Here is a 13,040-nt window from a genome sequence, read left to right as displayed (position 1 = left end):
CGCGTTTGTGAGATAAAGGCGCGCCTGTCGGGCGAGATCAATAGCTACGTCTTCTCGGAGGTGTGCTCGTGAGCGAGCCGCGCGGATCGCACAACTTTGCCGGCCAATCGGTTCCGGGTTCGACCGACCCCGCCGGGCCCCAACCACCTCGCGTGGCTCGTCCGTCCGGCCACCGGATAGCCCTGCTCGCGGTCGGCGTCGCAACGCTGGCGTTGCTCGTGGCGTTCGGTGCGTTCGGCTTCGCGTGGCGGGCCGTCGACCGAGCCGAGGACGCGAAGACGACCGCGCTCGGCCAACCGGCTCCGGATCCCACACCGTCGTCGGCGTCCGGCGGCGAGACGGCAATGCCTGAGGAGTCCGCCACCGTTGACGCACCCACCCCGGCCAACCCTCGGAGCCCTGGCGAGGCGCCGTTGCTCAACGAGCGGACCGTCTACCGGCCGAAGTACGACAAGCAGACGCTCATTCTGAAAACGAGGTGCGGCTACTCGATGTACGCCGACCTGGACGAGCCGCGGGCGCAGAACGAGGACACCGGCGCGGACCTGCGCCTTGTCATGGGGTGCGGGGGTGACCCGACGGTGTTCCGGCTCGGCGACGGAGTCGAGGGCAGCGACGCGGCCGAGTCCGGAATGGGCCCGCAGGACTGCGCGGACAAGATCCGCATCGCGCCCGTCGGGGAAGGAGCGCCGGTGCCGGTACGCAAAGGCGCCGCGCTCTGTATCACGACCGACTACGGCAGGGCTCGGGCGAGCGGGGACGAATGGCGGATGGTGCTGATCGAGGTGATGGGCGTGGCCAACGACGGGGCGACGACGGTCCAGGTGACCGCCTGGGACATCCCGGACGCCTGAGCCCGGGCGGGCCGGTGGCACACCAACATGCGGCGAATGATCTCCCACACCGGGTTGCCGGGTGGCGCGGAGCGCACTCCGACGAGCTGACAGAATGCGGGGGCAGCCCGATCAGTGACGAGGAGACGCAAGCCGTGATCCGTACCCACAACGCCGGAAGCCTGCGCGCCACGGACGCCGGCACCACGGTGACGCTCGCCGGCTGGGTGGCCCGCCGGCGCGACCACGGCGGTGTCATCTTCGTCGACCTGCGCGACGGCTCCGGCGTGGTCCAGGTGGTGTTCCGCGAGGAGGACGCGCACGCGCTGCGCAACGAGTTCTGCGTGACGGTCACCGGCGAGGTGACCCGCCGCCCGGAGGGCAACGAGAACCCGGAGCTGCCCACCGGTGAGGTCGAGGTCACCGCCGTCGAGCTGGAGGTGCTCTCCGAGGCCGCGCCGCTGCCGCTGCCGGTGGACGACCAGGTCGAGGCGGGCGACGACATCCGGCTCAAGTACCGCTACCTGGACCTGCGGCGCGGTGGCCCGGCGAAGGCCATGCGGTTGCGCTCGCGGGCCAACCAGCTGGCCCGCAAGGTGCTGCACGAGCGGGACTTCCTGGAGATCGAGACCCCGACGCTGACCCGCTCGACGCCCGAGGGTGCCCGCGACTTCCTGGTGCCGGTCCGACTGCAGCCGGGCAGCTGGTACGCGCTGCCGCAGTCGCCCCAGCTGTTCAAGCAGCTGCTCATGGTGGGCGGCATGGAGCGCTACTACCAGATCGCCCGCTGCTACCGGGACGAGGACTTCCGCGCCGACCGGCAGCCCGAGTTCACCCAGCTCGACATCGAGATGTCCTTCGTCACCGAGGACGACGTGATCGACCTCGGTGAGGCGATCGTCTCCGAGCTCTGGTCCGACCTCGCCGGCTACGAGATCTCCCGGCCCATCCCGCGGATCACCTGGCACGACGCGATGGCCCGCTACGGCTCCGACAAGCCGGACCTGCGCTACGGCGTCGAGCTGACCGAGCTGACCGACTACCTGCGCGGCACCGAGTTCCGCGTCTTCGCCGGGGCGATCGACGCCGGCGGCTACGTCGGCGCGGTGGTCATGCCGGGCGGCGCGAGCCAGACCCGCAAGGAGCTGGACGGCTGGCAGGACTGGGCGAAGGCGCGCGGCGCGCGTGGCCTCGCGTACGTGGTGCTCGACGCCGAGACCGGTGAGGCGCGCGGCCCGGTGGCGAAGAACCTCTCCGAGGCGCACCTGGCCGGGCTGGCCGACGCCGTCGGCGCGAAGCCGGGCGACGCGGTCTTCTTCGCCGCCAGCACCAACACCCGCGAGGCACAGGAGCTGCTCGGCGCGGCCCGGATCGAGATCGCCAAGCGGTCCGGGCTCATCGACGAGAGCGCCTGGGCGTTCTGCTGGGTGGTCGACGCGCCGATGTTCGAGAAGACGGAGGAGGGCGGCTGGACGGCCGTGCACCACCCGTTCACCTCGCCGAACGGCGAGTGGGTGGACCGCTTCGAGGAGGCGCCGGACCGGGCGCTGGCGTACGCGTACGACATCGTCTGCAACGGCAACGAGATCGGCGGCGGCTCGATCCGTATCCACCGGGGCGACGTGCAGCAGCGCGTCTTCGACCTGCTCGGCATCACCCCGGAGGAGGCGCAGGACAAGTTCGGCTTCCTGCTGGAGGCGTTCAAGTACGGCGCCCCGCCGCACGGCGGCATCGCCTTCGGCTGGGACCGGGTCTGCATGCTGCTCGCCGGCGCGGACTCCATCCGCGAGGTGATCGCCTTCCCGAAGACCCGGGGTGGCTTCGACCCGCTCACCGGCGCGCCGACGCCGATCACCGCGCAGCAGCGCACCGAGGCGGGCATCGACGCCAAGCCGAAGCCGCAGGCGGCGCCGCAGGTCGGCACCGCCGGCCCGGCCGCCCCCGTCGCCGACCCGACCTGATCCCCACGCTGGCGGAGCGGCTTGGCGATCAAGAGGTTTGCGTCATGATCGCGTGTCAGGATGACGCAAACCTCTTGATCACCTGGGTTGAGGAGGGCGTGGCGTGACGGTTCTGGTGGCGGGGGCGAGTGGGTTCCTGGGGGCGGAGGTCTGCCGGCAGGCGGTTGCCGCGGGTGAACGGGTGGTGGGGACGTACCACTCGGGCGTCGTCGAGATCGCCGGCGTCGAGGCGCACCGGCTCGACGTCACCGACCGGGCCGCGGTCCGGGACCTGGTCGCGCGGATCCGGCCCACGGTGGTCATCGGCACGCCCTACCGCTACGGGGACTGGGCGGTGACCGCCGACGGGGCGGCGCACATCGCGTACGCCGCCGCCGAGGTGGGTGCCCGGCTCGTGCACATCTCCAGCGACGCGCTGCACGCCGGCCGCTCCGAGCCGTACGGGGACGACGAGCCACCCACCCCGATCTTCGCGTACGGGGCCGCGAAGGCGGCGGCCGAGACCGCGGTACGGGTGATCGATCCGGCCGCGGCGCTGGTCCGGACGTCGCTGATCCTGGGGGAGCGGAGCAAGCAGATCCAGCTCTGCCGGGACGCGCTCGCCGGGCGGGCCGCCCTCTTCACCGACGAACTCCGCTGCCCGATCGACGTCGACGACCTCGCCGGCGCGGTGCTGGAACTGGCCGGCAGCGACTACGCCGGCACACTCAACGTGGCCGGGGCGGACGCCGTCAGCCGCGCCGAACTCGGCCTGCTGGTGGCCCGCCGGGAGGGCCTCGACCCGACCCTGTTGAAGACCACCACCGGCGTCGAGGTCGGCGTGGTGCGCCCCACCGAGGTACGCCTCGACTCCACCCGCGCCACCGCCCTGCTGCGTACGCGGCTGCGCGGCGTACGCGAACTCCTCGCCGTCTGACCCCCGCCGGACCGCGCGGCCGGTACTCCGCGCGGCGGCCCGTACTTCGCCCGACCCGCACTCCGTGCAATCGGCCGACCGGCTTGTGCACAAATCTTCTGCACAAGACTTGTGCACACATCTTATGCACAGATATTGTGCATGTATGTCCGACGCTCCCCGCACCGATCGACCCGCGCCGCGCGAGGTACAGCTCGACGCCCGGCAGATCCGCGTCCTCGCCCACCCGCTGCGCATGCGCCTGCTCGGCACGCTGCGCGTCGACGGGCCGGCAACGGCGACCGCCCTGGCCGACAAGCTCGACACCAACACCGGGGCGACCAGCTACCACCTGCGGCAACTCGCCGACGTCGGGCTGGTCGCCGAGGACCCCGACCTCGGCACCGGCCGGCAACGGTGGTGGCGGGCCGTGCACGACATCAGCAACTTCGAGCCCACCGACTTCGACGACGACCCGGACGCCCGGGCGGCGGTGCGGTGGATCGAGGCCAACCACGTCCGGCTGATGGCCGAGCAGGCCGAGCGGTGGATGGCGGTCGCGGAGGAGCACCCGAAGGAGTGGCGGGACGCCGTCGGCATGAGCGACATGGTGCTGACGCTCCCGCCGGCCCGGCTGCGGGCCCTCAACGACGAGCTGTGGCAGGTCATCATGCGCTACCACGACGAGTCGGTGACCGACGCGCCGGACGCTCGCCAGGTGCAGGTCTACCTGGCCGCCTTCCCCTGGACGGAGGGTGCGCGATGAGCGCGTTGTCCGTACGCCAGGTGCGGTTCCGCTTCCTGCTGCTGCACGGGCTGCGCTGGCTGCCCACCGGTCTGACCATCCCGGTGATGATCCTGCTGATGCAGGAGCGTGGGCTCTCGCTCTCCCAGATCGGCCTGGTCACCGTCGCCCAGGGGGTGGTCGTGCTGGTGCTGGAGCTGCCCACCGGCGGGCTCGCCGACGCCCTCGGCCGGCGCCCCGTCCTGCTGGTGGCCTGGCTGCTGGGCCTCGTCTCGCTGCTGGTCTTCGCGGTGGCCGATTCGTTCGCGCTCTTCTTCCTGGTCTGGGCGATGCAGGGCGTCTTCCGAGCACTGGACAGCGGCCCACTCGAGTCGTGGTACGTCGACGCCACCCTCGCCGCCGACCCCGACGCCGTCTACGAGCCCGGCCTCGGCTACGCCGGCACCGTCATCGGCGTGGCGATCAGCGCCGGAGCGCTGCTCAGCGGCGGTCTGATCGCCCTCGGCCCGATGGGGCCGGTCAGCGCGCTCACCGTGCCCGTCCTGGTCGCCGCCGCGCTGCAGGCGGTCGCGATCGGGTTCCTGCTCGTGCTGCTGAAAGAGGTGGGTCCCGCCAAGGGCCGCGGCGCGCTGCGGGCGTCGATCGTCGAGGCCCCCCGGATGATCGGGCAGGCGGCCGGCCTGCTGCGCCGCTCCCGGGTGCTGCTCGCCCTGGTCGCCGTCGAACTCTTCTGGGGCTTCGGCATGGTCACGTTCGAGTCGCTGCTGCCCGTACGCCTCTCCGAGGTGGTCGGCGACGCGGACCGGGCGGCGGCGCTGCTCGGGCCGGCGAACTCGGCGGCCTGGCTGGCCTCGGCGGCCGGCGCGGCGCTGACCCCGCTCCTGCTGCGCTGGCCGGGCGCGGCGCCCGGTGCCGCGCTGCTGCGGATCGCCCAGGGGGTGACGGTCGTCGGCATGGGGTTCCTCGCCGGCCCCGTCGGGGTGCTCGTCGCGTACCTGGCCTGCTACACCGTGCACGGCGCGTCGAACCCGCTGCACGTGGGCCTGCTGCACCGGCAGGTCGACGGCCCCTACCGGACCAGTGTCATCTCGCTGAACTCGATGATGGGCCAGCCCGGCTTCGCGGTCGGCGCCGTGCTGCTCACCGCGCTCGCCGACCGGTCGAGCGTCACGACCGCGATGCTGGTCGGCGCGGTGGTGCTCGCCGTGGCCGCGCCGCTCTACCTACCCGCCTGGCGCTCCGGCCGGCGGCCCGTCGAGGAGACGGGCCCGCCGGCCCCGGCCGACCCCACTCCGCCGTCGTCCGGAAGTACGCCGCCGGTGCCTGGTCCTACGCCGCCGTCGTCCGGCGGTCCGGTCGACGTCCGATCGTCGGCGAGCGACGGGGCCCCGGTGGTCGGGTCGGCGGGTTGAAGTCCGGCAGGCCGGGGTGATCGACTCGGGTTCATTGAAGTCGCGGTGTCCCTCGACGGGGATGCCCCGACATCAGGGAACTCGAGTCGATCACCTTGCCGCCGCGCCGCCGCGCCGGGCCGCGCCGCGCCGGGCCGGGCCGCCGGGCCGCCGGGCGGCCGGGCCGTGCCGGGCCGTCCGGCGGGCTCAGGCGAGACGCAGGGAGGTGCGGGTCGCCGTGTTGGTGAAGCCGAGGCGGCGGTAGAGCCGGATCGCGCCGACGTTGACCAGGTAGACGCCGAGCGCGGCCTGGTCGTACCGGGCGATCAGCGCCCGGGTCATCGCGGCGGTGAGCGCCGCGCCGAGGCCACGGCCGCGCTGCTGCGGGGCGACGGTCAACCCGGCGAGGAAGCCGATGTCACCCCGGCTGCGGTCCGCGCCGCAGGCGACGAGGCGGTCGCCGTCGCGGATGCCGTACCAGCCGACAACCCCCGGCGCGCCGGGCCGGGAGGTGGTGCTCGGGAACGCCTCGTCGATCAGGGCGGTGAGCGCCGGGTAGTCCGACTCGGTGAGGCGGACGACCTCCTCCTCGCCGGGCTGGGGCGGGGGCGCCTGCGTGGTCCAGAGGAAGTGCCACTCGTCGCGTTGCGCCACCGGCAGCCGGTCGGTGAGGCCCGCCGGGTCGGTCCGGGGCAGGTTCAGCCACTGGCCCGTCCCGAGTACGCCCTCGGCGATCAGGTCGGCGCAGACGTCCAGGGCCGGCCCGGCCGCGCCCAGGGCCGCCACCGCCGGCCCGTGCCCCGCCGGCAGCACCCACACCACGGCGCCGTCGCGCTGCCAGCCCCGCGGCTCGCTGTCGCGCCCGAGCGAGTGCCGGGCGTACGGGTGGTGGCCGGTGGCGGCCAGGACGGCGGCCCGACCGTCGAGGATCTGGTCGGCGATGATCATGCACTCAGCCTAGGAGGCGACGGGGGAGGCGCTGCCGTCGGTGCCCGAACCGGGTCGGGTTGTCCACGGTGGAGATTGACGAGCGGTCCGATCGGGTACATCCGGCGACAACCTACTGGGAACCCCCACCGGAGGACGTCATGCTCGCCATTCTCGCGGCGATCGTATTCGGCTTCGCCCTGCTGCTCGACCTGATGGACACCAACTTCGGAGCGCCGGACCTGTTCAACTGGAACACCCTGGTGCTCGTCGGGCTGCTGCTGCTCGCGCTCTACCTGGCCGGTGTCGGCCGCGGCCCCGGTGGCGGCGGCGGACGCTGGTACCGGGGCCGTCGACCGGGCCGTGGTTAGGAGACTGTCGAGAAACCCCGCGGCGGCTGCGGCGAGTCCAGGGTTTCACGACAGTCTCTGACCGGAACGGATCAGTACGGGTCGGGTCCGTGGCGCGATTCCGGCGTCACCGGCCCGGCCCGGTACTGTTCTCGTGATGCAGTCCGACGCCCTGTTCTCCCTCGGCGAGCCCGCCGGAGCGCCCAGCGCCCCCGCGGGTTCCGGTGGTGCCGACGGATTCACCGACGTGGGGCCGGATTCGCCCCTACCCGTCCGGATGCGCCCGGCGAGCCTCGATGAGTTGGTGGGGCAGGAACACCTGCTCGCGCCCGGTGCGCCGCTGCGGCAGCTGGTCTCCGGTGGTGCTCCCATGTCGGTCATCCTCTGGGGACCGCCGGGCAGCGGCAAGACCACCATCGCGCACCTGGTCGCCCGGGCCACCGACCGCCGGTTCGTCGCCATGTCGGCGCTCTCGGCCGGGGTCAAGGACGTCCGGGCGGTGATCGACTCGGCTCGCCGGCAGCGCCGCAGCGGCGGCCCGCAGACCGTGCTCTTCATCGACGAGGTGCACCGGTTCAGCAAGACCCAGCAGGACTCACTGCTCGCCGCCGTCGAGGACCGCACCGTCACGCTGCTCGCGGCCACCACCGAGAACCCGTACTTCTCGGTCATCTCGCCGCTGCTGTCGCGGTGCGTGCTGCTCACCCTGCAACCGCTGGACGACGACGCGGTCCGCGGGCTGCTGCGCCGGGCGGTCACCGACGAACGGGGCCTCGCCGGTGCGCTGGTCCTGGAGCCGGCCGCCGAGGACCACCTCGTCCGGCTCGCCGCCGGCGACGTACGCAAGGCGCTGACCGCCCTGGAGGCCGCGGCGGCCTCGGCCGGAGCCCTGGGCACCGGACGGATCGACCTCGGCACCGCCGAACAGGCGGTCGACGTGGCGGCCGTCCGCTACGACCGGGACGGCGACGCGCACTACGACGTGATCAGCGCGTTCATCAAGAGCATGCGCGGTTCGGACGTCGACGCCGCGCTGCACTGGCTCGCGCGGATGCTGGTGGCCGGTGAGGACGCCCGGTTCATCGCCCGCCGCTTGGTGATCTTCGCGAGCGAGGACGTCGGCATGGCCGACCCCAGCGCGTTGAGCGTGGCGACCGCCGCCGCGCACGCCGTGGAGTACGTGGGTCTGCCGGAGGTGCAGCTCAACCTCGCCCAGGCCGTGATCCACATGGCCACGGCGCCGAAGTCGAACTCGGCGACCAGCGCGATCGGTGCGGCGATGGCCGACGTACGGGCCGGGCGGGGTGGCCCGGTGCCCCGCGGCCTGCGCGACGCCCACTACGCCGGCGCCCGCGGTCTCGGCCACGGCACCGGCTACCGCTACCCGCACGACGATCAGCGGGGCGTGCTCACCCAGCAGTACGTGCCGGACGACCTCGTCGGCACCGACTACTACCGGCCGACCCAGCACGGCGCGGAGCGGGCGGTGGCCGGGCGGCTGCCGCTGCTGCGCCGTATCGTGCGCGGCCTGCCCACCCCGGTCACCCGCCCCGAGGCGACGGATGCGCCCACGACGCGCTCCGATGCCCCTGCCGCGTCGGCGCCGGACCCGGTGGACGGCCGGGGGAGCGGGCCGGAGCAAGCTTCGGACGATCCGGCGGTGGCTTCGCCGGCGGCGACCCAGGCGGTCCGACCCGCGCCGACCGCTACGGCGGCCAACGGCGGCCGGACGGTGGGGGCGCGCGACGCCGACGCGGAGAAAGATGGCGGCAGGCCAGCCGTCGGAGAGGGTCAGCAGTGAGATCGCGTGGTGCGGAGCGACCGGAGGACGGCCCCGACGAGCGGCGCGATCCCCGCGCCAAGGGCCGCCGCTGGGGACGGAACCGGGCCGAGGCCGAACCGGAGGAGCCGGTCAGCGGCGAGGAGTTCGGCTGGATCGACGACCTGCGGTCGGCCAAGCAGCAGCGGGCCGAGCTGGGGCCCGACGCGCCGGACGGATCCGCGCCGGCCGCACCCCGGGGTGCTGGTCGAGCGCCGGCCGGCCGGCCCGGACCGGAGGGCCCACCGCCCGCCGGAGCGCCGGTGCCGCCGGCCGCGCCGCCCGTGCGTCGTGGCGGCCCGGAGACCCCCGGCCCGCGGCCGCGCCCGGTGGACGGGCCGTGGCCCGGCGCGCCGGAGCCACAGCCGGCTGCCCGTCGGCCGGAGCAGCGACCCTCCGCGCCCCCGTCCGACGTGCCCGGTCCCGCACCGGCCGCGCCACAGCAGGCCCGCCCCGGCGCAGCCGCGCCGCAACCACCCATTGCCGGGCCGGGCGCCCCCGGCCAGCCCGGCCGTGGCGCCGTACCGGTAGCGGGCACCGGCCCGCACCCGAACGTCGGTGGGCCGACGGGTCCGCAGGCTCGTCCGAGCGCGGGTGGGTCGACTGGCCCGCAGGCTCGTCCGAACGTCGGTGGGCCGACGGGTCCGCAGGCTCGTCCGAACGTGGGTGGGCCGACAGGTCCGCAAGCTCGTCCGAACGTGGGTGGGCCGACCGATCCGCAGCCCCGCACGGCGGGTCCCCGGCCGGGCTCGGGTGAGCCGATCGGCCCGCCGCCGGGCCCGGTCCCAGGCGGCCCGCCGGCCCCGTTCGGCCCGGCGCGGCCCGGCGGCGACCCGGCCGGGCCCACCGGCCCGTCCGCCGGCCGCGCTGCCGCCGCGGTGCCGCCCCCCGGCGGCCCCGCCGCGCCCCCCGCACACCCCGTCCCCGGCGCGCCGGGGGCACCCGGGCACCCGACCTCCGGTGCGCCGTTCGGGCAGCGACCCGAGACGACACCGCCCCGACGGCGCGCCGGTGCGGAACACACCCGGACCGGCGAAGGCGCGCCCGTGGGACGGCGCGCGGCCGCCGACCCGACCGACCCGGCCCGGGCCGCCGCGCCCCCCGGCCCCGCCGACCGCTCGACGGCGACGAATCCGTCGCTCAGCGCGGAGCCGGCGTCCGGCCCGGCCGCGGCGCCCGAGCGGCGGGCCAACCCGCGCCGCCGGGGGGCCGCATCGACGTCGGGGCCGTCAGGCGCCGTGCCGGTAGTCGGTGAGGCGTCCGCCCAGGGCGGCCGCCGCCGGGCGCCCGAGCCCGACGAGCCGACGAGCGACAACCGAACGGTCCCGGGAGAACCCCGCGCAGCCGAGCCGGCCTCCGGTCGCGGCGGGCGCCGCCGGCGGGCGGCTCCGGAGGAGACGGAGACCGGCGCACACCACGTTCCGGTGCCGGAGGAGTCCGACGTCGCGGTCGGCCGCCGCCCGGCCGACGAGGCCGGCCGCGCTCCGGGTCGCCGCAGGGCCGCGGAGGAGAAGGATCCGGCCAGCGGCCGTCGTCCGGAGCCGGACGCCGAGGCCACCCGCGGCGAGCGCCCCGAGCGTCCCGCGAACTGGCTCCGGCAGGCCGGCCGGACACCGCACACCGACCAGCATCCGGTGATCGAAGCCGGCGCGGCGACGCCGCCCGCGCCGCCGGCCTCGGACCGGTCCACCGGCAGGCGACCGGCTCCCGGTCTCGTCCCGCCCGGTCAGGATCGCGCCCCTGGTCGCGCGAGCGGGCGTCGTGGCGCTCGCGCCGCGGTACCGCCGGCCGACGAGCCGACCGGTGAACGGCCGAGCGCGGCGCGCGGTGCCAAGCCCGCCGACGGCCCCGCCGGTGCCCGGCACGGCGCGTCGGAGGAGCCGACGCGGGACGAGCCGCTCGGCCGCTCCGCCGTACCGCCCCGTCCGGGCGACGACCCGCGTGGCGCTGCCCGACCCGGCCGACCGGCCGCCGGTCGCTCGGCGACCGGGGAACCCACCTCCGGCGCCCCCGCCGGCCCCTCGACGCCGGGCCGTGCCCCGGCCCGCCCCGCGCCCGGCCCGGACGGTCCGCCCCGTGGGGCCGCCCGCTCCGGCCCCGCTGTGGAGCCGGGACCGGATGGTCCGCCCCGTGGGGCAGCTCGCCCCGGTCCGGGTCCCGGTTCCGAGCCCGGCCGGCAGGCTCCGCCCCGTGGCGCGGCTCGCCCCGGCCCCGAACCCGGTCCGCGGCCGGGTCCCGACGCACCGGCCCGTGGGGCGGCTCGTCCCGCACCGACGCCCGAGCCGGCTCCGCGCCCAGGGCCGGACGGCCCGCCCCGCGGCCCGGGGCCGGACGGCCCGGCCCGACCCGTTCCCGGCGCGGCCCGACCCGTTCCCGGCCCGGAGGTCGTACCCGGCCAGGAAGTCCCGCCCGCCCCGGCACGGGGCGGGGCCCGCACCGGAGCCGACGGTCCGGCCCGTGGCGCGGCCCGCCCCGACGGTCCGCCCCGGCCCGATGTGGCCGGACGGTCCGGTCCGGACGGTCCGGCCCGGCCGGCCGGCGGTGTGGACGAGCACGGCCGTCCCATGGTCCGACGCTCCGCCGCCGTGGGGCGGCCGGAGTCGGACGATCGGGCCGCCGGCCGCGCCCTGCCGCCGCAGCGGGACCCGGGTCGGCCCGAACCGTCAGGCGTGTCGCCGGTCTCCGCTCACCCGGCGGAGTCGCCGGTGACCGCCCGGGCTGCGGCCGTCGTGCCGCCGCCCGGCCCGGAGCCGGAGGTCGCGCACCCCCAGCCGGTGGACGTGCCGGCGCTGCGCGACGCCGCCGACTCCGACGTGGCCGGCGCGTCCTCCGGCGGGCTGAGCGGCGCCCGCTCGGAGCTGCGCCGACAGATGCGCGAACGCCGGCGGCTGCGGATGGCCGCGCTGGCGCTGGTCAGCCTGGTGCTGCTCGGAGCGGTGCCGCTCTTCTTCGGGTTCCGCACGATCAGCCGCGACCCGGTCTTCGACACCCTCGACGCGCTGGACGTGCCGGGTTGGGCGACGGCGAAGACGGACGACGACGTCAGCGGCAGCCGTTGGTGCCTCATCGAGTGCCGGTTGCGGGAACGCACCGTCACGTCCGAGCGGTCTCCCGAGGAGACGGTGCAGGTGTACGAGCAGGCGCTGCGGCAGGACGGCTGGCGCCCGTGGAAGGTGGCCATGTGCCCGGCCCAGCAGCAGGAGAAGGGCAGCTACACCTGCTGGCGCAGGGACGAGCTCACCCTCGACCTCTGGGTGCGCGCGCCGGCCTGCGTACCGCCACCGGTCGACGGGGAGCCGGCGATCGTGCCCTCTCCCGACCCGTCGACCGATGCGCAGACGTGTACCGGATCGTTGGTGTCGGTGAAGGTCCGTAACGCGATCGACGACGAGCGGACCCGGCCGCTGCCCAGCACCGACCCGTCCCTGACCGGGGATGAGCCGCTACCGACGCTGAGCGGGGATCCGCTCGGCGAGCTGACTCCCTCACCGTCGTGAGCCGAATTCCATCACGGACGGTAGGGTCTGGGGCTGGCAGGCCCGCCCGCGCCCGCTGACCGGCAACGGTCGTGGAGCGGCGGTGCGGGCGTAACGGTCGCGCGTTTCCGGGGACGTCCGGTTCGGTGTAGTTCTGCTCGAGGAGGACAGGCGTGGGCATTTTGGAGATCGCGGCGCTGATCGCGGCGATCGCGTTCGCGATGCTGGTGTTGATCCTGACCCTGCCCATCCTGCGGCTGCGGCACACCGTGGACGCCACCACCCGGATGATCAACGACCTGAGCGACCGGACCGGTCCGCTGCTCGGTGACGTGAACACCACGGTGAGGAACGTCAACGCCACTCTGGAGCAGGTGCAGACCTCCCTCGACGGGGTCAACCTCCAGCTGGCCAAGGTCGACACGATGACCGGGCACGCCCAGAACGTCACCGCCAACGTCGCCAACCTGGTCGCCGTGGTCTCCGCGGCCGCGGCGAACCCGCTGGTGAAGGTCGCCGCCTTCGGCTACGGCGTACGCAAGGCGGCTGCTGCGCGCCGGCACGCGGAGACCGAGCGTGAGGTGCGCGACACCATCAAGCAGCAGCGGCGGCGGACCGCCCGCAAGGTCGAGCACTGACCGTC

At 75.1% G+C, this 13,040-nt stretch carries 10 protein-coding genes; 9 read left to right on the top strand and 1 reads right to left on the bottom strand.

Annotation, left to right across the window (positions count from 1 at the left end; translation table 11 throughout):
• The first annotated feature begins 152 nt into the window (after positions 1 to 152).
• From D7044_RS03455 to D7044_RS03435, 5 genes are all read left to right on the top strand, one after another.
• The gene (locus D7044_RS03455) at positions 153 to 854 is read left to right on the top strand and encodes a hypothetical protein (RefSeq protein WP_120687958.1); all 702 of its coding nucleotides are present in this window, start codon (positions 153 to 155) and stop codon (positions 852 to 854) included.
• A gap of 134 nt (positions 855 to 988) precedes the next feature.
• Positions 989 to 2,794, top strand: coding sequence for an aspartate--tRNA ligase (gene aspS, locus D7044_RS03450; protein ID WP_120687957.1), 1,806 nt, complete (start codon positions 989 to 991; stop codon positions 2,792 to 2,794).
• Between the two features lie 103 nt (positions 2,795 to 2,897).
• Complete coding sequence (locus tag D7044_RS03445; protein ID WP_120687956.1) at positions 2,898 to 3,710, top strand: sugar nucleotide-binding protein; 813 nt, start codon at positions 2,898 to 2,900, stop codon at positions 3,708 to 3,710.
• A gap of 145 nt (positions 3,711 to 3,855) precedes the next feature.
• A complete protein-coding gene (locus D7044_RS03440) occupies positions 3,856 to 4,455 on the top strand; it encodes a helix-turn-helix domain-containing protein (protein ID WP_120683936.1) in 600 nt (199 codons plus the stop codon).
• The gene (locus D7044_RS03435; RefSeq protein WP_120687955.1) at positions 4,452 to 5,846 is read left to right on the top strand and encodes an MFS transporter; all 1,395 of its coding nucleotides are present in this window, start codon (positions 4,452 to 4,454) and stop codon (positions 5,844 to 5,846) included. The genes D7044_RS03440 and D7044_RS03435 overlap by 4 nt, the downstream gene beginning before the upstream one ends.
• A 186-nt stretch (positions 5,847 to 6,032) precedes the next feature.
• Here D7044_RS03435 and D7044_RS03430 read toward each other — a convergent pair whose 3' ends face one another.
• Entirely contained in the window at positions 6,033 to 6,773 is a 741-nt protein-coding gene (locus D7044_RS03430; protein ID WP_120687954.1) for a GNAT family N-acetyltransferase, read from the bottom strand.
• A 140-nt stretch (positions 6,774 to 6,913) separates the two neighbouring features.
• Here D7044_RS03430 and D7044_RS03425 point away from each other — a divergent pair, with 140 nt between their 5' ends.
• From D7044_RS03425 to D7044_RS03400, 4 genes are all read left to right on the top strand, one after another.
• Complete coding sequence (locus tag D7044_RS03425; RefSeq protein ID WP_120687953.1) at positions 6,914 to 7,123, top strand: hypothetical protein; 210 nt, start codon at positions 6,914 to 6,916, stop codon at positions 7,121 to 7,123.
• 136 nt (positions 7,124 to 7,259) lie between these two features.
• On the top strand, positions 7,260 to 8,903 hold the full coding sequence (locus tag D7044_RS03420; protein ID WP_120687952.1) for a replication-associated recombination protein A: 1,644 nt from the start codon (positions 7,260 to 7,262) through the stop codon (positions 8,901 to 8,903).
• Positions 8,904 to 11,791: 2,888 nt separating this feature from the next.
• A complete protein-coding gene (locus tag D7044_RS03405; protein WP_120688212.1) occupies positions 11,792 to 12,418 on the top strand; it encodes a hypothetical protein in 627 nt (208 codons plus the stop codon).
• A gap of 152 nt (positions 12,419 to 12,570) precedes the next feature.
• Positions 12,571 to 13,035 carry a DUF948 domain-containing protein gene (locus D7044_RS03400; protein WP_120683921.1) on the top strand — a complete coding sequence of 155 codons (465 nt, stop codon included), beginning with the start codon at positions 12,571 to 12,573 and terminating at the stop codon, positions 13,033 to 13,035.
• The last annotated feature ends 5 nt before the right edge of the window (positions 13,036 to 13,040 follow it).

Origin of the sequence: Micromonospora musae (assembly GCF_003626635.1) — a bacterium.
Lineage (GTDB): Bacteria > Actinomycetota > Actinomycetes > Mycobacteriales > Micromonosporaceae > Micromonospora > Micromonospora musae.
Note: the sequence above shows the minus strand (reverse complement) of the source record. Positions and strands in the feature narration are given on the sequence as shown.